At 66.2% G+C, this 21,160-nt stretch carries 21 protein-coding genes and 1 tRNA gene; 7 read left to right on the top strand and 15 right to left on the bottom strand.

Features of this window, described 5'->3' with window-relative positions:
• Window positions 1-325: 325 nt before the first annotated feature.
• From JF515_RS05835 to aspS, 15 genes are all read right to left on the bottom strand, one after another.
• Window positions 326-401: transfer RNA gene (locus JF515_RS05835), tRNA-Lys, on the bottom strand.
• 70 nt (window positions 402-471) lie between these two features.
• Entirely contained in the window at window positions 472-1,140 is a 669-nt protein-coding gene (gene queC / locus JF515_RS05830; RefSeq protein WP_203101946.1) for a 7-cyano-7-deazaguanine synthase QueC, read from the bottom strand.
• Between the two features lie 24 nt (window positions 1,141-1,164).
• Window positions 1,165-1,806 (bottom strand): 7-carboxy-7-deazaguanine synthase QueE, encoded by a 642-nt coding sequence (queE, locus tag JF515_RS05825; protein WP_203101939.1) that lies wholly within the window; start codon window positions 1,804-1,806, stop codon window positions 1,165-1,167.
• A 105-nt stretch (window positions 1,807-1,911) separates the two neighbouring features.
• A complete protein-coding gene (gene ybgF, locus JF515_RS05820) occupies window positions 1,912-2,697 on the bottom strand; it encodes a tol-pal system protein YbgF (RefSeq protein ID WP_238400891.1) in 786 nt (261 codons plus the stop codon).
• A 3-nt stretch (window positions 2,698-2,700) separates the two neighbouring features.
• Window positions 2,701-3,273: a peptidoglycan-associated lipoprotein Pal gene (pal, locus tag JF515_RS05815; RefSeq protein WP_203101937.1), complete on the bottom strand. Its 573-nt coding sequence runs from the start codon at window positions 3,271-3,273 to the stop codon at window positions 2,701-2,703.
• Between the two features lie 44 nt (window positions 3,274-3,317).
• The gene (gene tolB / locus JF515_RS05810; protein WP_238400908.1) at window positions 3,318-4,574 is read right to left on the bottom strand and encodes a Tol-Pal system beta propeller repeat protein TolB; all 1,257 of its coding nucleotides are present in this window, start codon (window positions 4,572-4,574) and stop codon (window positions 3,318-3,320) included.
• Between the two features lie 47 nt (window positions 4,575-4,621).
• On the bottom strand, window positions 4,622-5,509 hold the full coding sequence (gene tolA, locus JF515_RS05805; RefSeq protein WP_203101935.1) for a cell envelope integrity protein TolA: 888 nt from the start codon (window positions 5,507-5,509) through the stop codon (window positions 4,622-4,624).
• Window positions 5,506-5,943 (bottom strand): protein TolR, encoded by a 438-nt coding sequence (gene tolR, locus JF515_RS05800; RefSeq protein ID WP_238400890.1) that lies wholly within the window; start codon window positions 5,941-5,943, stop codon window positions 5,506-5,508. The genes tolA and tolR overlap by 4 nt, the downstream gene beginning before the upstream one ends.
• 16 nt (window positions 5,944-5,959) lie before the next feature.
• On the bottom strand, window positions 5,960-6,649 hold the full coding sequence (gene tolQ, locus JF515_RS05795; protein WP_203101933.1) for a protein TolQ: 690 nt from the start codon (window positions 6,647-6,649) through the stop codon (window positions 5,960-5,962).
• A complete protein-coding gene (ybgC, locus tag JF515_RS05790) occupies window positions 6,650-7,084 on the bottom strand; it encodes a tol-pal system-associated acyl-CoA thioesterase (protein ID WP_203101931.1) in 435 nt (144 codons plus the stop codon).
• Window positions 7,081-8,106 carry a Holliday junction branch migration DNA helicase RuvB gene (ruvB, locus tag JF515_RS05785; protein ID WP_203101929.1) on the bottom strand — a complete coding sequence of 342 codons (1,026 nt, stop codon included), beginning with the start codon at window positions 8,104-8,106 and terminating at the stop codon, window positions 7,081-7,083. Before ruvB ends, ybgC begins: the two co-directional genes overlap by 4 nt.
• A gap of 6 nt (window positions 8,107-8,112) precedes the next feature.
• Entirely contained in the window at window positions 8,113-8,715 is a 603-nt protein-coding gene (ruvA, locus tag JF515_RS05780; RefSeq protein ID WP_203101927.1) for a Holliday junction branch migration protein RuvA, read from the bottom strand.
• 10 nt (window positions 8,716-8,725) lie between these two features.
• Window positions 8,726-9,244, bottom strand: coding sequence for a crossover junction endodeoxyribonuclease RuvC (gene ruvC / locus JF515_RS05775; RefSeq protein ID WP_203101925.1), 519 nt, complete (start codon window positions 9,242-9,244; stop codon window positions 8,726-8,728).
• Window positions 9,245-9,407: 163 nt separating this feature from the next.
• Window positions 9,408-10,142 (bottom strand): YebC/PmpR family DNA-binding transcriptional regulator, encoded by a 735-nt coding sequence (locus tag JF515_RS05770; RefSeq protein ID WP_203101923.1) that lies wholly within the window; start codon window positions 10,140-10,142, stop codon window positions 9,408-9,410.
• A gap of 104 nt (window positions 10,143-10,246) precedes the next feature.
• The gene (aspS, locus tag JF515_RS05765; RefSeq protein WP_203101921.1) at window positions 10,247-12,010 is read right to left on the bottom strand and encodes an aspartate--tRNA ligase; all 1,764 of its coding nucleotides are present in this window, start codon (window positions 12,008-12,010) and stop codon (window positions 10,247-10,249) included.
• A gap of 304 nt (window positions 12,011-12,314) precedes the next feature.
• Between aspS and JF515_RS05760 the strand changes: the two genes are divergently transcribed.
• The 7 genes from JF515_RS05760 to JF515_RS19670 all read left to right on the top strand — a co-directional run bounded on the left by JF515_RS05760 (window position 12,315) and on the right by JF515_RS19670 (window position 21,150).
• Window positions 12,315-12,692: an HU family DNA-binding protein gene (locus tag JF515_RS05760; protein WP_203101919.1), complete on the top strand. Its 378-nt coding sequence runs from the start codon at window positions 12,315-12,317 to the stop codon at window positions 12,690-12,692.
• A 169-nt stretch (window positions 12,693-12,861) separates the two neighbouring features.
• Complete coding sequence (locus tag JF515_RS05755; protein ID WP_203101917.1) at window positions 12,862-13,155, top strand: PA4642 family protein; 294 nt, start codon at window positions 12,862-12,864, stop codon at window positions 13,153-13,155.
• Between the two features lie 13 nt (window positions 13,156-13,168).
• Window positions 13,169-13,786, top strand: a complete 618-nt coding sequence (locus JF515_RS05750; protein ID WP_203101915.1) for a class I SAM-dependent methyltransferase — start codon at window positions 13,169-13,171, stop codon at window positions 13,784-13,786.
• A gap of 252 nt (window positions 13,787-14,038) precedes the next feature.
• Complete coding sequence (locus tag JF515_RS05745; RefSeq protein WP_203101913.1) at window positions 14,039-15,250, top strand: sensor histidine kinase; 1,212 nt, start codon at window positions 14,039-14,041, stop codon at window positions 15,248-15,250.
• Complete coding sequence (locus tag JF515_RS05740; protein WP_203101912.1) at window positions 15,237-15,788, top strand: response regulator transcription factor; 552 nt, start codon at window positions 15,237-15,239, stop codon at window positions 15,786-15,788. The genes JF515_RS05745 and JF515_RS05740 overlap by 14 nt, the downstream gene beginning before the upstream one ends.
• A gap of 83 nt (window positions 15,789-15,871) precedes the next feature.
• Window positions 15,872-17,629 carry an autotransporter assembly complex protein TamA gene (locus JF515_RS05735; RefSeq protein WP_203101909.1) on the top strand — a complete coding sequence of 586 codons (1,758 nt, stop codon included), beginning with the start codon at window positions 15,872-15,874 and terminating at the stop codon, window positions 17,627-17,629.
• Window positions 17,626-21,150, top strand: coding sequence for a translocation/assembly module TamB domain-containing protein (locus JF515_RS19670; protein ID WP_203101907.1), 3,525 nt, complete (start codon window positions 17,626-17,628; stop codon window positions 21,148-21,150). The genes JF515_RS05735 and JF515_RS19670 overlap by 4 nt, the downstream gene beginning before the upstream one ends.
• The last annotated feature ends 10 nt before the right edge of the window (window positions 21,151-21,160 follow it).

Raw genomic sequence — 21,160 nt, 5'->3', positions numbered from 1 at the left:
GCTTTGGTGGGAAATCTCGCTCCAGCCGGGCGCGACTCAGGGCGCGACGCCACCGGCTCTACGAAGCCGCCCCTCAACCCACCCTGGTTCATCGTTGTTCGCACTCGGAACGGTGCCGCCACCTCGAAGCGGAGCTGTGTGGGTGCCTTCCGGGACCCTTTTTGGCAAGGATGCCAAAAACGGGAGCGCCCATGGACGGCTTGAGCGATCCCGGAAGGCACCCACACAGATCCGCGTCCCGGATAGAAACCGCCCGCATCGATTTCCCGCCAAAGCGCGATGAACAAAAAAAAGGCCGCCCGATGGGCGGCCTTTCTATGAAGAGTGGTGGGTCGTGAAGGATTCGAACCTTCGACCAATTGGTTAAAAGCCAACTGCTCTACCAACTGAGCTAACGACCCGCCGAATGAGGCGCAAATAATACGGATTTATTTCCCGATGACAAGGGCCTGAGGCCACTTTTTTACCGAATCAGCGATAGACCGTTGGATCTTTGACCACTGCTTCCTCGAACCCCTGGCGCCGAAGGCGGCAACTGTCGCAGCGTCCACAGGCGCGACCGGCCTCGTCCGCCTGGTAGCAGGACACGGTCAGGCCGTAGTCCAGGCCCAGTCCGGTGCCCCGGCGGATGATGTCGGCCTTGGACAGATGCATCAGCGGCGTGGCGATCTCAATGGGGTGACCCTCCACGCCGGCCTTGGTGGCCAGCCTGGCCAGGGTCTGGAAGGCATCGATGAATTCCGGTCGGCAATCCGGGTAGCCGGAATAGTCCACCGCGTTGACGCCGATGAAGATGGCGTCGGCGTCCACCACCTCCGCCAGGCCCAGGGCCAGGGACAGGAACACGGTGTTGCGGGCCGGCACATAGGTCACCGGAATGCCGTCGCCGCCCTCCTCCGGCACCTCGATGTCGTGGTCGGTGAGCGCGGAGCCACCGATAGTGCCCAGGCCCAGCTCGATGACCCGGTGGGATTCGGCGCCCAGGGCGGTGGATACACGGGCGGCGGCGTCCAGCTCCGAGCGGGTGCGCTGGCCGTAGTCGAAGGCGATGGTGTGGCAGCGATAGCCCTGGTCGCGGGCGATGGCCAGGCAGGTGGCGGAATCCAGGCCACCGGACAGTAACACCACGGCGGTGTTCATGTTGGTTCTCCTCATTGATCGGAGTCAGCGCCCCTTGGCGTCGTTCCAAAGCAGCTTGTGCAGTTGTAGCTGGAAGCGCACCGGCAGACGGTCGGCGACGATCCAGTCCGCCAGTCGGGCGGCATCAAGGCTGCCGTGCACCGGCGAGAACAGGACGTCGGAGACCCGCTCCGCCAGGCGGTGCTGGTCAAGCATGAAGCGTGCCCAGTCGTAGTCACGGCGGTCGGCGAGCACGAACTTCACCTGGTGATGGGAGCGCAGGTGGGCGATGTTGTCCAGCCGGTTGTTGTGCTGCTCGCCGGAGCCCGGCGCCTTGAGATCCATGACCACGGAGACGCGCTCGTCCACCGGCGCGATGTCCATGGCGCCGCCGGTTTCCAGGCTCACTTCGTAGCCCTCGTCGCACAGGGCGGCGAGCAGCGGCAAACAGTTGGGCTGGGCCAGCGGCTCGCCGCCGGTGACCGTTACATAGCGCGCGCCGTGCCGCTCCACCTCCTGGAGAATACGCTCCAGGGACCATTTCTCGCCGCCCTGGAAGGCGTATTCGGTATCGCACCAGACGCAGCGCTGGGGGCAGCCGGTGAGACGCACGAACACGGTGGGCCGCCCCACGGTGCGGGCTTCCCCCTGCAGGGAATGGAAGATTTCGGTGAGACGCAGTTCCACGATGGTTCCGGGCTTGGGGACTGGGTCGGGGATTCTAGGGCCTGGGACGGCGAAATGATAGGTGGGGCGGCGGCCTGGCGATACCCGCCAGCCGCGCTCCGATTTTCAATTACCGCCGAGCTGCTTCAGCATGGACTTGGCCATCTCGGATTCGGACGCATCCGGGAACTGCTTGATCAGCTTGTGCAGCGTGACCCTGGCTTCGGTGACGTCCCCGGCCTTGGCCTGCAGACCGGCCAGCTTGTACAGGCTGGTCGGCGCCCGGCTGTGGTTGGGGTAGTCGTCGACCACGGTCTGGAACTGCTCGCGGGCCTTGTCCAACCGGGGGGTCTTCTGGTTGCTGTACACCTCACCCAGCCAGAAATGAGCGTGGGCGCGAAACTGCCCTTCGGGGAAATCCTTGAGATAGTTTTCGAAGGCGGTGGCCGCGGCGTCGAAATCCCGCTCGAGCAATTTGCCACGGGCGGCGGAATAGGCGGCCCGGTCCGCTTCCGGGTCGGCGGGGGCGGCGTCGTTGCCACCGTCGTCACCGGCTTCGGCGTCGGTCTGGGGCGCGCTCTTGGCCTGATCGACCAGCGCGTTGATACGGGTGTCCAGGTCCAGGTAACGCTCACGCTCGGCGGCCTTGAGACCCTCCACCTCGTGGCGCAGCTCTTCCACCTGACCCTGCAGATTCTGGATTTGCCGTTCGTACTGCTCCATCTGCTGCATCAGCACATAGAGGCCATCGTTGCCACCCTGGGCGCCGCTGGCGGCGGCCGGGCCCTGGCCGCCGGAGGAGCCACGCTCCTCGACGACCAGGGGTCCGGTGCTCTGCGCCTGGCCGAGCACCGGGCCGGCAAGCAGGAGCGCCAGGCCGGCGCGCTTGAATACCTGCTTGAACCGCATCATCGGTTACGGACGACCGGCGGTGTAGTTGAGTACCACGCGACGGTTCTTGGCCCAGTCCATTTCACTGTGACCGAAAGCGGCGGGTTTCTCTTCGCCGTAGGCCACGGTGTTGATCTGGGAAGCGCTCACGCCCTGCACGCGCAGGAACTTCTCGACCGCTTCGGAACGACGCTCGGACAGAGCCACGTTGTACTCGCGGGTACCGCGCTCATCGGCATGACCTTCCAGACGAACCTTGGCGTTCGGGTTTTCCTTCAGGTACTTGGCGTGGGCACGCAGGGTTTCGAACGCGGCGGCCGGCACGGTGTTGCTGTCGAACGCGAAGTAGATCACGCGGGTATCGGTGGTGCCGTCGTAGTTGGACGGGTGGTTATGGAAGTTGTCGGCGGTCAGCGGAATGGAGCTGGTTTCCGGCTTGGCCGGCTCGGGACGCTCCACCGGCTGGGTGGGAGTGGTTTGAGTTTCCTGCGGCATGGTGTCCGTGGAAGAAGTGTCTTCCTCGGAGGGAGTGCTGGAACACGCCGCCAGCAAGCCAGCAAGAATCACGGCGAAAAACGGATTGATGAATGAACGCATACGAAAACTCCTATTGATTTCCGGTATTGGACTCTGAGATCCGTTCAGAGGAACGGCGACCAGGCCGGTTCCCTGACTTCCCCTTCCTTCGACGGAAGCTCCACCTTCACTCTCCCGTCGATGGACACGGCTTGCAGGACCCCCGTACCCCGGTGTTGCGTCCCGTAAATTATCATACTTCCATTAGGGGCAACACTGGGCGATTCATCCATATTGGTCTGGGTCACAATATCGAATGTACCGCGTTGGAGATCCTGCACACCGACGTGGAATGACCCGTTACGCCGGTGTACATAAACCAGATAACGACCGTCCGGGGTGACGTCCGGGCGGGCGTTGTAAGCCCCCTCGAAGGACACCCGGCGGGTCGACTTGTCGTGCACGTTGAGCTCGTAGATCTGCGGCCCGCCGGAACGGCTGGAGGTGAACATCAGATGGTCGCCATCCGGCATCCAGCGCGGCTCGGTGTCGATGCCGTAATGGTTGGTGAGCCGTTCCAGGGCACCGCTGTTGAGGTCCAGGGTATAAATTTCCGGATTGCCATCCTTGGACAACGTGATCGCAAGCTTCTGACCGTCCGGTGCCCAGGCCGGCGCCCCGTTGATGCCCTTGTACTGGGCCACCACACGGCGCTCGGCGCTGCCAAGATCGTGCACGTAGATCTTGGGCAGGCCGTTGCCCTCGAAGGATACGTAAGCAATCTTCGAGCCATCCGGTGACCAGGACGGGCTCATGATCGGCTCGCGGCTGCGTACGATGGTGTGCACCCGGGCGCCATCGGCGTCGGCGTACTGGAGCTGATAGGGCCGGTCGGCGCCTCGGTTGTGGGTCACGTACAGAATCTTGGTGGAAAACGCGCCCTGGATGCCGGTGAGCTCCTCATAGATGCGGTCGGAGATAGCGTGAGCCACGTCACGCAACTGCGACGCCGGCGGCCGGTAGCTTTCGGTAAGCAGCTCCTTCTCGCGGGCCACGTCATAAAGGCCATAGCGCACTTCATAGGCACCGGTTTCGGTGGCCTTGACGCTGCCCACCACCACGTACTCCTGATCAAGCACCCGGAAATCCCGGTAGCTGAGCTGGTCGGCGCTGGTCGGCCGGCTCAGCATGTCTCCGGGTTCGAGGGTCTTGAACTGGCCGCTGCGGTGCAGATCGGCACGCACGATGTCGGAGACGTTCTCCGGAGCGTTGGCGGCGCCGCCAAAGGGCACCACGGCGATGGGCACGGCGTCCACCCGACCCTCGGTGATCTGGATCAGAAGTTCGGCGCGGGCGGCCAGCGCCAGCATGGACAGGGCCATGACGGCGGTGGCGCGGGCGGCGATGGATCGGATCTTGTTAACTCGCATCATTGCACATCCCTGGGACTGAAAACGATCACGAAAGTACGGAACTGTTCGAACAGCTTGCCCTCGGGCACGGGCAGCGGGCTGGCCAGTTCCACGGCGTTGACCAGCGATTCGTCGAAGTTCGGATAACCGCTGGACTTGGCCACCTGAACATTGACCACCTCGCCACCGGGAATCACCCGGATGCGAACCCGCACGCTGAGGTCGTCGCGGTTGCGATAATTGCCCGGAATCCGCCAGCGCTGGGAGATGGCATTGCGGATGGCGTCCTCGTAGCTGGCGGTTTCCTCGGTGACGTCGCTGTCCGACGGACCGGAACCGGGCTTCTCGGCCACCTGCTCACGCTTTTTGCGCGCCATTTCCAGCTCTTCCTCGGCCATCAGCTCTTCCATGCTCGGCTGCTCGAACTCCGGAGCGGGTTTCGATTCCTGCTTCGGTTCCGGCTTCGGCTCAGGCTTGGATTCCGGCTTGGGCTCGGGTTTCGGCTCCGGCTTGGGTTCGGGCTTAGGCTCCGGCTTGGGTTCGGGCTTAGGCTCCGGCTTGGGTTCGGGCTTGGGCGCCGGCTTGGGTTTCGGCTCGGGCTTCGGTTCCGGCTTAGGCTTTGGCTTTGGCTTCGGTTCCGGCTTAGGCTCGGGCTTGGACTTCGGTTCAGGCTTCGGTTCGGGTTTCTTTTCCTGAACCGGCTTCTGATCCTTTTCTTCCCGGGCCGGCGCGGTGTTGGCGTCCGGCGCGCGCCGGGTCTCTTCCATCACCGTGGCCATCACATGGGGCGGGATCTCCGGCGGCCGGCGCAGCTCCGGGTCCGAGGACCAGGTGAACACCATCAGCCCCAGCACCACCAGGTGCAGCAGGGCCGAGAACCCGACCGCGACGCTCCGATCGCTCATGAACGCCCCGGAGGCTCCGTGACCAGCCCCAGGTTGGTGACGCCGGCCTGCTGCAGCTCGGACATCAGCACCACCACCTTGCCATAGGGCACGTTCTGGTCGCCCTCCACCAGGAACAGCGTCTTGGGTTTCTGCTTACGGATGGTGAGCACGTGCCCCTTGACGGTTTCCAGGCTGGCGGCGTTGCGACCGCCATCCTCGCCCACATTGATGTGGTAGCTGCCGTCGGCGCGCACCGTGATCAGCACCGGCTCGTCCTTATTGGCGATCGGCGCGCTGTCGGTTTGCGGCAAGTCCACGGACACGCCCTGGGTCATCATCGGCGCGGTGGCCATGAAGATCACCAGCAGCACCAGCATCACGTCGATGTAGGGCACCACGTTGATGTCGGCCATCATCTTGCGCGGCTTGCGAACTCGTATACCACTGTTCATGGTCGTCTCCCCGGGCTCAAGCGTCCCGGCCGTGGGCCTGGCGGTGCAGCACGGAGGAAAACTCCTCGGCGAACACTTCACAATCGCCCACCAGGGATTCGGACTGGGCCGCGTAACGGTTGTAGGCCATCACCGCCGGAATCGCGGCGAACAACCCCATGGCGGTGGCCACCAGCGCCTCGGCGATGCCCGGCGCCACCACGCTGAGGGTGGCCTGGCTGACGTTGGCCAGGGCGCGGAAGGAATTCATGATGCCCCAGACGGTACCAAACAGGCCGATGTAGGGACTGGTGGAGCCCACCGTGGCCAGGAATGGCAGGTGCTTGGTCAGGCGCGACTGCTCGCGCTGCAGGGCCACCCGCATGGAGCGCTGAGCGCCTTCCATGATGGCATCGGGCCCGCGGGTGGTCTTGGACAACCGCACGAATTCCTGGAAGCCGGCGCGGAACACCGCTTCGCTGGCGGAGTCCGGATTGGGCTTCTTACGGACCTGGTTATAAAGGCTGGACAGATCCTCACCGGACCAGAACTTCTCCTCGAAGGCGCGATCGGCGCGGCGCGCACGACCCAGAATCCGGTAGCGGTTGACGATCATGTACCAGGAAATCAAAGAGGCCAGCAGCAACACCGCCATCACCGCCTGGACCACCGGCCCGGCATTGGTGACTAGCGACAGGATCGACATGCTGGACGATGCGTCATCCATTTACCCCAACTCCTCGACTTGAGCCTTGAACTTTGCAAACAAGGGCTTCGGCAGCGCCTTGGGCTTGATGCCATCGGCGCTCACGCAGGCCACCTTGATCTGCGCCTCGCACAGCAGTTCCCCATTCCGGGTCACCGATTGGGCGAACAGCAGGGTGGCGCGGCCCAGATGCGTTAAACGGGCGCTCACCCGCAGGTCATCGTCGATCCGGCCGGGCTTGTGATAACGCACCTGACAGGAATGCACGACGAACTGAAAATTCTCTTCCGCCAGGGCGTAATGCTGATACCCCAGCGAGCGCATGAATTCGGTTCTCGCCCGCTCCATGAACTTCAGGTAGTTCACGTAGTAGACGATGCCACCGGCGTCAGTGTCTTCGATGTAGACGCGAACGGGTAGGACAAATTCCGAAGTTGGCGAAGATTTTGCACTCATTTAAACAAATCACCTTCCCGGCTCGGAGCGCGCAGGCCGAAGTGACGCCAGGCATGGTTGGTCACCTGTCGTCCGCGCGGGGTGCGCTGAATGAAGCCCTGCTGAATCAGGTAGGGTTCCACCACCTCTTCCAGAGTGCCGGCGTCCTCGTTAAGGGCGGCGGCCAGGGAGTCGAGCCCCACCGGACCGCCATCGAACTTGTGCATCATCATGTTCAGCAGGCGGCGGTCGGTGCCGTCCAGGCCATGGCTGTCCACTTCCAGCATGTCCAGGGCACTTTCCGCCACCGGACCGGTGATGCGGCCATCGCTTTTTACCTGGGCATAATCACGCACCCGGCGCAGCAGGCGGTTGGCGATGCGTGGCGTGCCCCGGGCGCGACGGGCCACTTCGTGGGCACCGTCGTCGTCCACCGCGATGGCGAGAATCTCGCAGGAGCGGGCGACAATGCCCGCCAGGTCGTCGACGTTGTAGAACTCCAACCGCTGAACGATGCCGAAGCGGTCGCGCAACGGCGCGGTGAGCAGACCGGCGCGGGTGGTGGCGCCGACCAGAGTGAACGGCGGCAGGTCCAGCTTGATGGAGCGGGCGGCGGGGCCCTCGCCGATCATGATGTCGAGCTGGTAGTCCTCCATGGCGGGATAGAGGATCTCCTCCACCACCGGGGACAGCCGGTGGATCTCGTCCACGAACAGCACGTCACCCTCCTCCAGATTGGTGAGGATGGCGGCGAGGTCGCCGGCTTTTTCCAGCACCGGCCCGGAGGTCGACTTGAGTTCCGAGCCCATTTCCCGGGCGATGATGTGCGCCAGGGTGGTCTTGCCCAGCCCCGGCGGACCGAAAATCAGGGTATGGTCGAGCGCCTCGCCACGCCCGCGCGCGGCATCGATGAAGATCTCCAGGCGCTCGCGCACCTTGGGCTGGCCGTGGTAGTCCGCCAGGCTGGCGGGACGGATGGCGCGGTCCTGCTGGTCCTCGCGGCCATCCACGGCATCGGCGCTGATCAGGCGGTCATTGTCCATGGGAAATCACCTTGCCAGAGTTCGCAGGGCCCGGCGAATCAGTTCCTCGCTACCGGCCTCGCCGTCATCGGCGGCGCGCCCCACCGCGGCGGCCGCTTCCTTATTACGGTAGCCCAGAGCCTCCAGGGCGGCGATGGCGTCGGCGCGGGCGTCCGGCGCGCCGTCCAGCACCACCGGCCCGGGCAGGCGCGCCGGCCCGCCCTCCAGCTTATCCAGCCGGTCGGACATTTCGATGACCAGCCGCTCCGCGGTCTTCTTGCCGATGCCTGGCACCTTCACCAGGGAGGTGGTGTCCTGGTCACGGATACAGGCCGCCAGCCGGTCCGCCTCGATGCCGGAAAGGATCGCCAGAGCCATCTTCGGCCCCACGCCGTTGACCTTGATCAGGCTGCGGAACAGTTCGCGCTCGTAGCGGCTGGCGAACCCGAACAGCAGCTGGGCGTCCTCGCGCACCACGAAATGGGTGTGCAACAACAGCTCGCCACCGGCTTCGGGCAGGTCGTAGAACACCGTCATCGGCGCCTCCACCTCGTAGCCCACGCCGCCCACGTCCAGCAGCAGTTGGGGCGGTCGCTTCTCGATGAGTATGCCTTTCAGTTGTCCGATCATGGCTGCCTGATCACCGTATCCGTCCGCGCCGCACCGCCGTGGCGCCGCCCAGCCGCGCCAGGGACACGCGCATGTGCGCGTGGCACAGGGCAATGGCCAGGGCGTCGGCGGCGTCCGATTGCGGGCGCTTTTCCAGTTTCAGCAGATGGCGCACCATTTCCGCCACCTGCGCTTTTTCCGCGCCACCGCGCCCCACCACCGCCTGCTTTACCTGGCGGGCGGAATACTCGAACACCGGCACGCCGCCCTGCACCACCGCGGTGAGGGCGGCGCCACGGGCCTGGCCGAGTTTCAGGGCGGAATCCGGGTTGCGGGCCATGAACACCTTTTCGATGCTCACTTCGTCGGGCCGGTGCAGGGCGATCACCTGGCGCAGCCCGGCGAAAATCTCCCCCAGCCTCGGCGCCATTTCGACACCGGTGGTGTGAATGGTGCCGAAATCCACCGCCGTGGTGCGATTTCCCACCTGCTCGATGATCCCGTAGCCGGTGTGGCGCGAGCCGGGGTCGATGCCCATCAGAATGGTCATGGTGCGCCTGTGGCCGCTCTATAAAAAAGGCAGGTCTATCTAACCTGCCTGCTGTTCTTATGTCCAGTAGGAGTGACCGCGGTATCGCGACTAAAGTCGCTCCTACAATGGCATTCTCGCCGTAGAAGCGACCGGGCGGCGTACCGATTTAGTCACGAAAGGGTTATTCTTCATCCGGCCAGTTGGCGTTGGTGTAGACGTTCTGGACATCGTCCAGGTCTTCCAACAGGTCGATCATCTTGCTCACCGTCTCGGCGGTGTCGGCGTCCAGGTCGGCGCGGGTGGAGGGGCTCATGGTGACTTCCGCGTCCGCCGGCTCCAGGCCCGCTTCGCGCAGGGCGTCCACCACCTCGCCGAAGCTCTTGTCCGGCGCGGTGATCACCAGATAGCTGCCGTCCTCGTTCTCTTCCACGTCCTCGGCGCCGGCCTCCAGGGCCGCTTCCATCAGCTTCTCTTCGTCCACGCCGGGCTCGAAGAACAGCTCGCCACGCTTGGTGAAGAGAAAGGCCACCGAGCCGCTGGTGCCCAGGTTGCCGCCGAACTTGGAGAAGGCATGACGTACCTCGGAGACGGTCCGGTTGACGTTGTCGGTCATGGTTTCCACCAGTACCGCCACGCCGTTCTTGCCGTAGCCTTCGTAGGTGATCTCCTCCATGTTGGAGGTGTCGTCACCGCCAGCGCCGCGCTTGATGGCCCGGTCGATGGTGTCCCGGGTCATGTTGTTGCCGAGCGCCTTGTCGACCGCGGCGCGCAGGCGCGGGTTGTCGTTGATCTCCGCGCCGCCCATGCGGGCGGCGACGGTGATCTCGCGAATCAGTTTGGTGAAGATCTTGCCCCGCTTGGCGTCCTGAGCCGCCTTACGGTGCTTGATATTGGCCCATTTACTATGACCGGCCATAAATAACCTCCGCTTGCACGCAACACGCTTGCATGCTCGCACGCTGTTGATCGAGGCCCGCGGTTTTAGCGTGCCGGCGTGATACGTGCAAGCGTGTCAGCGCTTTAATTATCGTCCTTACGAACCTGGATACCCACTTCCCGAAGCTGCTGATTATCCACCGGCGACGGCGCGTCGGTCATCAGGCAGGCGGCGGTCTGGGTTTTCGGGAAGGCGATCACGTCGCGGATCGATTCGCCGCCGGTCATCAGCATCACCATGCGGTCCAGGCCGAAGGCCAGGCCGCCATGGGGCGGCGCGCCGTATTTGAGGCCATCCAGCAGGAAGCCGAATTTCTCGTCCGCTTCCTGATCGCTGATGCCCAGCGCCTCGAACACCGCCCGCTGCATGTCCGGACGGTGGATACGGATTGAACCGCCGCCCAGCTCGGTGCCGTTGAGCACCATGTCATAGGCACGCGACAGGGCGCCTTCCGGGTTGCTCTTGAGCTCTTGCGGATCGCACTTGGGCATGGTGAACGGATGGTGCAGCGCGTAGTAGCGGCCGTCCTCCTCCTCGAACATGGGGAAGTCCACCACCCACAGCGGCGCCCACTCGCCCTGGGCCAGGCCGCGTTCGTGGCCGACCTTGACGCGCAACGCGCCAATCGCCTCGTTGACCACCTTGGCCTTGTCGGCCCCGAAGAAAATCAGATCGCCGGTGGCCGCGCCGGTGCGCTCCAGGATGCCCTGGATCGCCTCCTCGGTGAGGAACTTGAGGATCGGCGACTGCAGCCCCTCGGCACCGGCGTCCAGGTCGTTGACCTTGATGTAGGCCAGGCCCTTGGCGCCATAGATGCCGACGAACTTGGTGTACTCGTCGATTTCCTTGCGCGACAGGTCACCGCCACCGGGCACCTTCATGGCCACCACCCGGCCTTTCGGGTCCTTGGCCGGGCCGGCGAACACCTTGAACTCCACCCCGTCCATCAGGTCGGCGATGTCGATCAACTCCATGGGCACGCGCAGATCCGGCTTGTCGGAGCCATAGCGACGCATCGCCTCTTCATAGGTCATGCGCGGGAATTCGGGCAGCGTCACGTCGAGCATGTCCTTGAACACGCTTTTCACCATGGCCTCGGTGATCGCCATGATGTCCTCCTCCTCGACGAAGGACGCCTCCAGATCGATCTGGGTGAATTCCGGCTGGCGGTCGGCACGCAGGTCCTCGTCGCGGAAGCACTTGGCGATCTGGTAGTAGCGGTCGAAACCGGCCACCATCAGAAGCTGCTTGAACAGCTGCGGCGACTGCGGCAGCGCGAAGAAACTGCCGGCGTGGGTGCGGCTCGGCACCAGATAATCGCGGGCGCCTTCCGGGGTGGCCCGGGTCAGGATCGGCGTTTCCACGTCCATGAAACCCTGGCCTTCCAGATGGGCGCGCACCGCGTGGGTGAGCCGCGAACGGAACTGGAAGCGCTTCAGCGCCTCCGGACGACGCAGATCCAGGTAGCGGTACTTGAGGCGCACCTCCTCGCCGGCGGCGGAGTATTCGTCCAGCTCGAACGGCGGCGTCTGGGCTTCATTGAGGATGGTCAGGCTCTTGCCCAGCACCTCGATGTCACCGGTATCCATGCGCGGATTGCGAACCGCCTCGTCGCGCAGACGCACCCGGCCTTCAAGCTGGAGCACGTATTCGCCGCGCACCTTGTCGGCCAGGGCGAAGGCGTCCTCGGTGTCCGGATCGAACACCACCTGCACCAGGCCGGTGCGGTCGCGCACATCCAGGAAGATCACCCCGCCGTGGTCGCGGCGGCGGTGCACCCAGCCACACAACCGTACCGTTTCCCCGTCGTGGGAGGCCCGCAAATCACCGCAATAATGGCTTCGCATTTCCACTGTCCGTCGTTGTATCCGATGAGACCACCGCCGGGCGCCGCCGGGGGTGGCTGAAAAGGCGGCCTAGTATAGCGATTCGGGGTTGGACCTGCTAACCCCGCGCCAGGCTGCCCTCATGAATGCCAATCCGTGCCGAAACACACAAAAAATAGGGTCTGGACGCCTTGTACCCGGGTTTTGCTTGGCATATAACTGGATGCGCACCCAATCAGAGGCTCCCTATCCCGGGGCGCTCCTGACAGGCAAGCGAACATTCATTCATCGCAGAAAGTCACTAACCTAAGGGGTAAGCGATCCTATGGCTGCAAAGAAAAAAGCGGCGAAGAAGGCCGCCACGGCATCCACCACGCGTCGGGTCAAGGCCATCGCCGAGCCGATGACCAAGTCCCAGATCATCACTCAGATCAGCGACAAAACCGGTCTCACCAAGAAGGACGTCAACGGCGTTTTCGATGAGCTGACCGAAATCATGGAAGGCCATCTCAAGAAACGTGGCGGCGCCGGCCAATTCACCCTGCCGGGTCTGTTCAAGGCGGTCACCCAGAAGAAACCGGCCACCAAGGCACGCAAGGGCATCAACCCGTTCACCGGCGAGGAAACCACCTTCGCCGCCAAGCCGGCGCGCACCGTGGTCAAGGTACGCCCGCTCAAGAAACTCAAGGATATGGCGCAGTAATGCGGAGCCGGGCCGGCGTCCGCGCCGGCTCGGAAATCCCCGCCGGCACCCGGGCCGCCCCAGCCGAACCCCCTTCCCCGACACCCGCCCGCCCCTGGCGGTGTCAATCGAACCGTCCCGCACCTATAATCTCCGGCCCCGAATCATCAGGCTGGACCAAGGTATTTCCATGGCTGAACGCAAGGACAAACAAAAAGTCATCGGCGAGCCGATGACCGACGAGCAGATCAAGGTGTTCCTGGACTTCCCGCCGGAAGATGGCGAGAACCCGGATTTCCACGTTCTGCTCAAGGCCTACCGCGCCCTGCGCGTGGAGGACTTCGAACGCTTCGTGGCGTTCTTCCAGGAACAGGGCCGCGATCTTCGCGCCACCGACACCCAGGGCCGTACCCTGCTGGACATCGTGCGCGGCCACGGCAAGAGCGAACCGTTCGTGGCCATCCTCGAACGGGCCGGCGCCTGACACCGGCGGCACCATGGGCTTTTATAGCGAACGGATCTTCCCACCGCTGCTCGACCGCGCCACCCGGGCCCTGTACCGGGACCGCCAGCGCCTGATCCGCCACGCCCGCGGCCGGGTACTGGAAATCGGCGTCGGCAACGGCGCCAACCTGCCGCTCTATGGCGACGCCGCCACCGAGATCCACGGCCTGGAGCCGGACGTCGCCCTGCTGGCGCGGGCCGGCCGCGCCCGCGACCAGGCGCGGTCACCGGAACGCTTTCATTTGCTGCAAGGCGACGCCCACCAGTTGCCCTACCCGGACGGCCACTTCGACACCGTGGTCGCCTGCCTGGTGCTCTGCACCATCCCCGACCCGGCCCGCGCCGCCCGGGAAATGCGCCGCGTGCTCGCCGACCACGGCGAGTTGCTGGTGCTCGAGCACGTCGCCAGCCACCGCCCCCGCGTACTCCGCTGGCAACGCCGCCTCAACCCGGTGTGGCGCCACCTGGCCTGCGGCTGCCAGCTCGACCGTCCCACCGCCGACACCCTCGCCGCCGCCGGCTTCGACCTCGCCGGCACCCGCGTCTTCGACCACCCCAAAATCCCCGGCCTGGTCCAGGAATTCCTCGAAGGCACCGCCAAACCCCGATAACCGCCCCTGCCGCGTAGCCAGCCCTCCCCACCGCCGGGAAGGCCTCACACCGTCGCGGTTTTCCTCGAAGCGTCTCGGTGCGGTCCCCCTTTCCGGGACCCTGTCAAACAGGATGTTTGACCGGGAGCCCCCATGGACGGGTTCACGGCGTTCCCGGAAAGGGGGACCGCACCGAGACGCGGCCTTCTGGAGAGAACCACCTGCGACAAAACGCCGCACCAACCCACCCCGAACCCGGCTACAATCCCCCCCATGACCACCTACCCCAACCCGCACAGAACCTGGCGACGCCGCCTGATCGCCCTGCGCAGCCTGCTGGTGGTGTGCCTGGCGCTGGCACTTCTGACCCTGCCACGCTTCTCCCCGGATCTGTTGCCGCCACCGGCTCTGCTAGCCGGTCTTGCCGCCCTGCTGCTGCCCAGCTTGCTGGCGGTGTGCACCCTGAACCTGACACCGCCCCGGCAACGGCTCATGCTGGGGATCGAACTGGCCCTGGACCTGCTGCTGATGCTCGCCCTGGTACGGCAACTGGGCGGCGCCGCCAATCCGCTGTCCTTCTATTTATTGGTGCCCCTGCTGCTCGCCGCGCTGACCCTTCCCCCCAGGGCGGCCTGGTCGCTGCTGGCGATGACCCTGCTCGGCTATACCGTGGTGGGCCTGTGGCACAGCGCGCCGGCCCCGCACTCCACCCTGCACGCCCTGAGCCGTGAGCTGAGCCCCACCCATGGCCTGGGCATGGCGGTGGTATTCGCCGCCCTGGCCGTGGTGCTGACCCTGCTGGGCCAGGTGATCCAGTCCCTGAGCCGGGAACAGCAACGTCAGCAGGAACGGCTGCTGGAACTGGCCGGCCGCCGGGAACGGCTCTACCAGGTGGCCGCCACCCTGGCCCACCAGGCCCATGAACTGAACACGCCGCTGAGCAGCCTGGTGATGCTGGCCGACAACGCCGGCCAGGAACCGGGCCTGCCCGATGCCACCCGGGAAGACCTGGCGCAAATCGAAACCCTGGCACGGCGGCTGGCGGACCGGCTGCGCCAAACCGACACCAGCGAACCACCGGAGCAATGCCATTATCAGGAACTCGGCGAGCGGTTGCGCCAGCACCTGCGGCACCTGTGCCCGACCCTTACCCTGACCGTGGAAGGCTCCCAGAACACCGAATTCCAGGACGCGCCGGCCTGGTTCCGGGTACTCGCCAACCTGGGCTATAACGCCATCGACGCCGGCGCCGAACACCTGGTGCTGCGGCTCGAGAATGATGGGCGCCGGGCCCTGCTGCAGGTCAGCGACGATGGCCCACGCCACGAACGCAACCGGGACCGCGAAGGCCTGGGCATCGGTCTGGCGCTGGTGGAAACCACCCTGGCTACCCTCGGCGCCACCCTGACCCTGGATTTCCATCACCAGTGGAGCCAGGCCCGGATTATGTGGAGCCCGGAGGCACCCACCCATGACCACGCCTGAATCCCTGCTGCTGCTGGAAGACGACGACCTGCTGGCGAACCAGACCCGCCGCGCCCTGGCCCGCCACGGCTGCGAAACCCACTGGGCCGCCGACCTGGAACAGGCCCGGCGGCTGCTCGACGCGTTGCCGACCCTGGACGCGGCGGTGCTCGACCAGAATCTGGGCACCGACAACGGCCTGGACCTGATCACGCCGCTGCTGGACCGTTTTCCCGATTGCCGGGTCATCGTGCTCACCGGCTACGGCAGCATCGCCGCAGCGGTGGCCGCCACCCGACGGGGCGCCCACAACTACCTGACCAAGCCGGCCAGCGTCGGCGATATCCTCGACGCCCTGGAGCGCGACCCCTCGGACCTGGACAGCCTGCCGGACGCGCCCCCCTCCCTGCAGCGCCTGGAATGGGAACACATTCAACGGGTTCTTGACGCCCACCAGGGCAATATCTCCCGGGCGGCGCAAGCGCTCGGCATCCACCGCCGCACCCTGCAACGGCGCCTTAAAAAACGCCCCAGCCCGACGCATTTCCAGCGCGATTGAACGTTGCCCGGGCTTGCTCCAGGGCAGCGCCGTACCGACAATGTGGTGTTTCCCCCACGGACCGGGACCAAGTAAGGCGGTCGATGAGCAGTTTTCACAGCCAGGCATTCCTGACGGCATTGATTTTTCTGGGCAGCCTGGCGTTGACCTCGCCGGCCCGTGCCGATGAGACCCCCGGCCTGATCTTGAAAGGCGACCCGCCAGAAGCGGTGGCGGCCAACATCCGCACCCTGGTGGACCTCGGTCGCTACCCCTGCCGACCCGGCCCCGGCCAGCAAACCCTGATCCGCCGCCAGGTACGCGACGACGCCCGAGGCGCCCTGCAGGCCCTGGGGTTCTACCAGCCGCGCCTGACCCAGGACTACCAGGCCGCCGACCAGGAACACTGCTTTCGCCTGACGCTGACCGTGGACCCGGGCCCGCCGACCCTGGTGGAAACCCTGGACGTTGCATTGAGCGGCGACGCGGCGAACGATCCGGCGTTCCAGCGCGTGCTCGACGAAAGCCCCCTGCGCGAAGGGGAACGCCTGCGCCACGATCAGTACGAAAGCCTCAAACGCACCCTCCAGCAGCTGCTGATCAACCGTGGCTACGCCGAAGGCGTTCTCAGCCGCCACCGGCTGGAAGTGGACCGCGACCGCCATCGCGCCCGGGTGGTACTGCACGTGGACAGCGGCCCGCGCTACCGCTTCGGCGAGGTGAGCCTCGCCGGTGACGCCCAGCTCAACGACACTCTGCTGCGCGCCTACCTGAACTTTCAGTCCGGTGAGCCGTTCAGCAACGAGCGTCTGCTGACCACCCAGCAGGCTTACCTGGGGGCCGGCTACTTCAGCGCGGTGCGCGTGGAGCGCGGCGAACCGGACCCGCAACGGCACACCATCGACGTGACCGTGCATTTCAGCCCGCGCAACGAATGGGCGCTGCTGGCCGGGGCCGGCATCAGCACCGATACCGGCCCGCGTCTGCGTCTGGGGGTGGAGAACCGGCGCCTTAACGCCGCCGGCCACACGGCGCGGGCGGAAACCGAGCTGTCCAGCGTGCGCCAGGGGGTCGGCGCCGGCTACACCATCCCGCTCAGCGATCCGCTCAACGAGAAGCTGGAACTGCGCACCAGCTATGTCAACGAGGACACCGACACCAGCGAAAGCGAAAAACTCAGTGTCGGCGCCGACTACATCCTCAAGCTGGAATCCGGCTGGATCGCCACGCCGTCCCTGGAATACCTGCGCGAAACCTACAACGTGGCCGATCAGGTGGACCAGGCGGAGCTGGTGATCCCCGGCTTCCAGCTCAGCCGCGTCAAATCCGATGATCCGGTACACCCGCGTTTCGGCTGGCGCCTGGGCGGCAAGGTGCGCGGCGCCCACAAGGCGCTGTCGTCATCCGCCACCTTCACCCAGTACGATTTGTGGGGCAAATTGATCCTGCCGGTGTTCAAGGGCCGCTTCATCACCCGTGGCGAATTCGGCTTCACCGACGTGGTGGACGTTACCGAGCTGCCCGCCTCGCTGCGTTTCTTCGCCGGCGGCGACGCCAGCGTGCGAGGCTTCGCCTATGAATCGCTGGGCCCGGAAAATGACGACGGCGACGTCACCGGCGGCCGCCACCTGCTGGTGGGCAGCGTGGAATACGACTACCCGATCACCGAGCGCTGGAGCATGGCGGTGTTCTCCGACGCCGGTAACGCCTTCAACGATTTCGACGACTATGAGATCCGCCGCAGCGCCGGCTTCGGGGTGCGCTGGCGCTCGCCGCTGGGGCCGATCCGGGTGGATCTGGCCCGTGGCGTCCAGGAACACCGCGACTGGCGCCTGCACCTGAGCATGGGGCCGGACCTGTGAAGCGCATCCTGCTGATCGTACTGATTGTCCTGCTGGTGCTGCTGGGTGCTTTCCTGGGCCTGCTCGGCACCCGGCCCGGCAACCTCTGGCTGCTGGAGCGGGCGCGCCCCTATCTGCCCGGGGAACTGACCGTGCACAACTGGCGCGGCAGCCTGCTCACCGGCGTCACCCTGGAGCGGCTTCATTACCGCCAGGGCGAAGGCGACCAGACTCTGGAAGTAACTCTCACCGACCTGGATCTGGAAGCGGCCCCACGCCAGCTCTGGTACGGCTGGCTGCACCTGCGCCACCTGCGCGCCAGCGGCCTCACCCTGACCCTGCCCGCCGGCGCGCCGGCGGACCCGGATGCTCCGCCGTTCGCCCTGCCCGATTCGCTGGCACCGCCCCTGGGCCTGCGCGTGGACACCCTGCGCCTGGGCCGCTTCACGCTCACCGGCGAGTCGCCGCTGGTGATCGACCACCTGCGCGGCGACGACCTGGCCGCCCGCAGCGAGCTGGCGGTGGCGGACCTGGCGCTGACCGTGGCGGACACCCGCCTGCGGGCGGCGCTGCAAGGGCAACTCGAACAGCCCTACCGAATGGAGGGAGAACTGGACTGGCGACGCCCGGCGACGACCGATGCCGATGCCGATGCCGATGCCGATGCCGATGCCGATGCCGATGCCGATGCCGATAATGGCACCACCAGCGCCGGCCCCCTGCAAGGACACCTCACCCTGGCCGGCACGCCGCAGGCGCTTACCGTCACCCACGACCTGACCGCCCCGGCGCGACTGCGCAGCGAGGGTGAGCTGGGCTACCGGAATGGCACCGTGCACCTGGACCTGACGCACCGCTGGCCGGCCCAGGCGCTGCCGCTGGGCACACCGGTGCCGGTGTCCCTGGGCGCCGGCCACCTCACCACCCGGGGCGACCTGGACCGGGTGGACCTGGACGGTGCCGCCGATCTCACCGCCGATGGCCATCCCGTGCGCGTGGAGGTGGCCGGCCAGGCCGGACTGCGCGACGCAAGCCTGACCCGGTTGGCGATCACCAGCGGCAAGCAAACGCTTTCCTTGCAGGGGCAACTGAACTACGCCGACGGCCTGGCCTGGGACCTGGAGGCCAGCGGCCAGCATCTTGACCCGGCGCTGCTGGCGCCGGCCTGGAACGGGAATCTGGCCCTGGACGCGCACACCAAGGGGCATTGGCGAAGCGCCGATGACTGGAGCCTGGGCGCCGACCCGCTGCGCCTGCAAGGCACCCTCAAGAACAGCCCGCTGACCGTCACCGGCCGCGCCCGCCAGCCCGCCGGCGGCGACCTGACGATCACCCTGGATGGCCGCTGGGGCGAGGACCGGCTGCGTGCCCGGGGCAGCGTGGGCGACCGCTGGAATCTGGATGGCAGCCTGGCGGTGGCGCGGTTGACCCGCTGGTACGCGCCGGCGCGAGGCGCCCTGAGTGCCGACTGGCGCCTGCGTGGCCCGCTCAAGGCGCCGCGCCTGAGCGGTACCGCCGAGGGCCGCGAGCTGGCCTACCAGGACTGGCACCTGGCAGGTTTGCGGGCACGCTTCCAGGACCTGACCCCGGCGGATGCGCCGCTGTCACTGACCCTGGACGGCAGCGAACTGAGCCAGGCCGGCGTCACCCGCCTGGACCGGCTCGGCCTGGCCCTGGAGGGACGCCGCTCCGATCACCGTTTGACCGTCTCGGCGGAGGCCGACCAGGCACGCACCGAGCTGACCCTGGAAGCGGCGCTGGACAATACCAACCGCTGGCGTGGACGGCTGCTCGACTGGCGCCTGGAGGAGCCCCGGGTGGGGCGCTGGGCGCTGCGTCAGCCGGCGGCTTTCCAGGTGGCGGCCGACCGCCAGTCCCTGGAGACCCTGTGCCTGGCCGGCGAACACAGCGAGGGCCGCCTGTGCCTGGCCGGCAGCCACCGCGGTGGAGCCCTGGATGGCGACCTCGACATCGAGGCCCTGCCCCTGGCGCTGGCGGAGCCCTGGTTGGGGGAAGGCCTGAAGCTGCGCGGCCAACTCAACGGCAGCGCCCGGGTGGACGGTCGCGTGACGGCGCCCAGCGGCCAGTGGCGGTTGAGCCTGGACGGCGCCGCCATCACCCTCACCACTCTGGAGGAACCCACCACCTTCGAATTGGCCACCGCCCGCCTGGAAGGCAAGCTGGCCGACGGCCGCCTCGACAACCGCCTGGACCTGGTGGTCACCGACCAGGGCGAACTGCACGCGCGCATCGGTACCGGCCTGGACGCCAACGCACCCCTGGAAGGCGACATTCAAATGGACGTGCCCAGTCTGGCGGATCTGGCGCCGCTGATCCCCCGGGTCGGCGAGGTGGCCGGCCGCCTCAGCGGCGATCTCAGCCTGGGCGGGCAGCGTGACCACCCGGCGGTGAGCGGCGAACTGGCGCTGCGCGACGGGCGTGTCACCGTCCCCGACCTGGGCATCACCGCCGAGCAGATCCATCTGGCCGTGCACGGTGATCCGTCCGGGGAACTGCGCCTGGACGGCGGCGCCCGCCTGGGCGACGGGGAGCTGGTGCTGGACGGCACCTGGGCTCCCACCCGCTCACCACTGGCCGTGGCCCTGACCCTGCGTGGCGAGCGCCTGCGCGTGGCCAACCGTGGCGACGCGGTGGTCTATGTCAGCCCGGACCTGACCCTGGAAGGCGATGGCGAGGTGCTGCGGCTGAGCGGTGATCTGGCGGTACCGGAAGCGGATTTAAAACCCCGGGAACTGCCGGAAAGCGCGGTTACCGTCAGTTCCGATCAGGTGCTGGTGGATGCCCGCGCGGAACAAACCAGCGGCCTGCCCCTGGCCATGGCGGTGGGCGTGAGCCTGGGCGACAAGGTGCACTTCGAGGGCTTCGGCCTCACCGCTACCCTGGACGGCGACCTGCGCGTGACCCAGCAGCCCGGCCAACCGGCCCAGCTCAACGGTGAGCTGGTGATCGTGGAGGGCCGCTACCGGGCCTATGGCCAGAACCTGGCCATCGAGAACGGTCGCCTGCTGTTCCAGGGCGCGCCGGATAACCCGGGCCTGGACATCCGCGCCATCCGCAAGATCCCCAGCGAAAACCAGGTGGTGGGGGTGCAGCTTTCCGGCACCCTGCAGCAACCGGAGGCGCGTATTTTCTCCGACCCGACGGTGGAGGAAAGCGAGGCAATGTCGTACCTGATCACCGGCCGTTCCCTGAACCGGGGCTCGGACAGCGACTCCGCCAAGGTGGCCCAGGCGCTGGCCCTGTATGGTCTGCAGAAAGGCGCCGGCGTCACCGAAAAACTCGGCGACACCCTGGGCCTGGACGAGATTTCCATCGGCAGCGACTGGGAAACCGAGGACGCCGCCCTGATGCTCGGCAAGCGGCTTTCCGAGCGGCTTTATCTGACCTACGCGGTGGGCCTGTTCGACGCCATTTCCACGGTGATGCTGCGCTACACCCTGACCCGCACCCTGCATCTGGAGGCGGAATCCAGCACCAAGGCCCAGGCCATCGACCTGATCTGGGAAAAGGAATTGCGCTAGGAGCGGTCGA

The sequence above is a fragment of the Alloalcanivorax marinus genome (genome assembly GCF_016785095.1).
Lineage (GTDB): Bacteria > Pseudomonadota > Gammaproteobacteria > Pseudomonadales > Alcanivoracaceae > Alloalcanivorax > Alloalcanivorax marinus_A.
Note: the sequence above shows the minus strand (reverse complement) of the source record. Positions and strands in the feature narration are given on the sequence as shown.

Bases quoted from the DNA above. Each gene is read 5' to 3' on its own strand.
- queC (WP_203101946.1), bottom strand. From the start codon at position 1,140: ATGAACACCGCCGTGGTGTTACTGTCCGGTGGCCTGGATTCCGCCACC.
- ybgF (WP_238400891.1), bottom strand. From the start codon at position 2,697: ATGATGCGGTTCAAGCAGGTATTCAAGCGCGCCGGCCTGGCGCTCCTG.
- pal (WP_203101937.1), bottom strand. From the start codon at position 3,273: ATGCGTTCATTCATCAATCCGTTTTTCGCCGTGATTCTTGCTGGCTTG.
- tolB (WP_238400908.1), bottom strand. From the start codon at position 4,574: ATGGCCCTGTCCATGCTGGCGCTGGCCGCCCGCGCCGAACTTCTGATC.
- tolA (WP_203101935.1), bottom strand. From the start codon at position 5,509: ATGAGCGATCGGAGCGTCGCGGTCGGGTTCTCGGCCCTGCTGCACCTG.
- tolR (WP_238400890.1), bottom strand. From the start codon at position 5,943: ATGAACAGTGGTATACGAGTTCGCAAGCCGCGCAAGATGATGGCCGAC.
- tolQ (WP_203101933.1), bottom strand. From the start codon at position 6,649: ATGGATGACGCATCGTCCAGCATGTCGATCCTGTCGCTAGTCACCAAT.
- ybgC (WP_203101931.1), bottom strand. From the start codon at position 7,084: ATGAGTGCAAAATCTTCGCCAACTTCGGAATTTGTCCTACCCGTTCGC.
- ruvB (WP_203101929.1), bottom strand. From the start codon at position 8,106: ATGGACAATGACCGCCTGATCAGCGCCGATGCCGTGGATGGCCGCGAG.
- ruvA (WP_203101927.1), bottom strand. From the start codon at position 8,715: ATGATCGGACAACTGAAAGGCATACTCATCGAGAAGCGACCGCCCCAA.
- ruvC (WP_203101925.1), bottom strand. From the start codon at position 9,244: ATGACCATTCTGATGGGCATCGACCCCGGCTCGCGCCACACCGGCTAC.
- JF515_RS05770 (WP_203101923.1), bottom strand. From the start codon at position 10,142: ATGGCCGGTCATAGTAAATGGGCCAATATCAAGCACCGTAAGGCGGCT.
- aspS (WP_203101921.1), bottom strand. From the start codon at position 12,010: ATGCGAAGCCATTATTGCGGTGATTTGCGGGCCTCCCACGACGGGGAA.
- JF515_RS05760 (WP_203101919.1), top strand. From the start codon at position 12,315: ATGGCTGCAAAGAAAAAAGCGGCGAAGAAGGCCGCCACGGCATCCACC.
- JF515_RS05755 (WP_203101917.1), top strand. From the start codon at position 12,862: ATGGCTGAACGCAAGGACAAACAAAAAGTCATCGGCGAGCCGATGACC.
- JF515_RS05750 (WP_203101915.1), top strand. From the start codon at position 13,169: ATGGGCTTTTATAGCGAACGGATCTTCCCACCGCTGCTCGACCGCGCC.
- JF515_RS05745 (WP_203101913.1), top strand. From the start codon at position 14,039: ATGACCACCTACCCCAACCCGCACAGAACCTGGCGACGCCGCCTGATC.
- JF515_RS05740 (WP_203101912.1), top strand. From the start codon at position 15,237: ATGACCACGCCTGAATCCCTGCTGCTGCTGGAAGACGACGACCTGCTG.
- JF515_RS05735 (WP_203101909.1), top strand. From the start codon at position 15,872: ATGAGCAGTTTTCACAGCCAGGCATTCCTGACGGCATTGATTTTTCTG.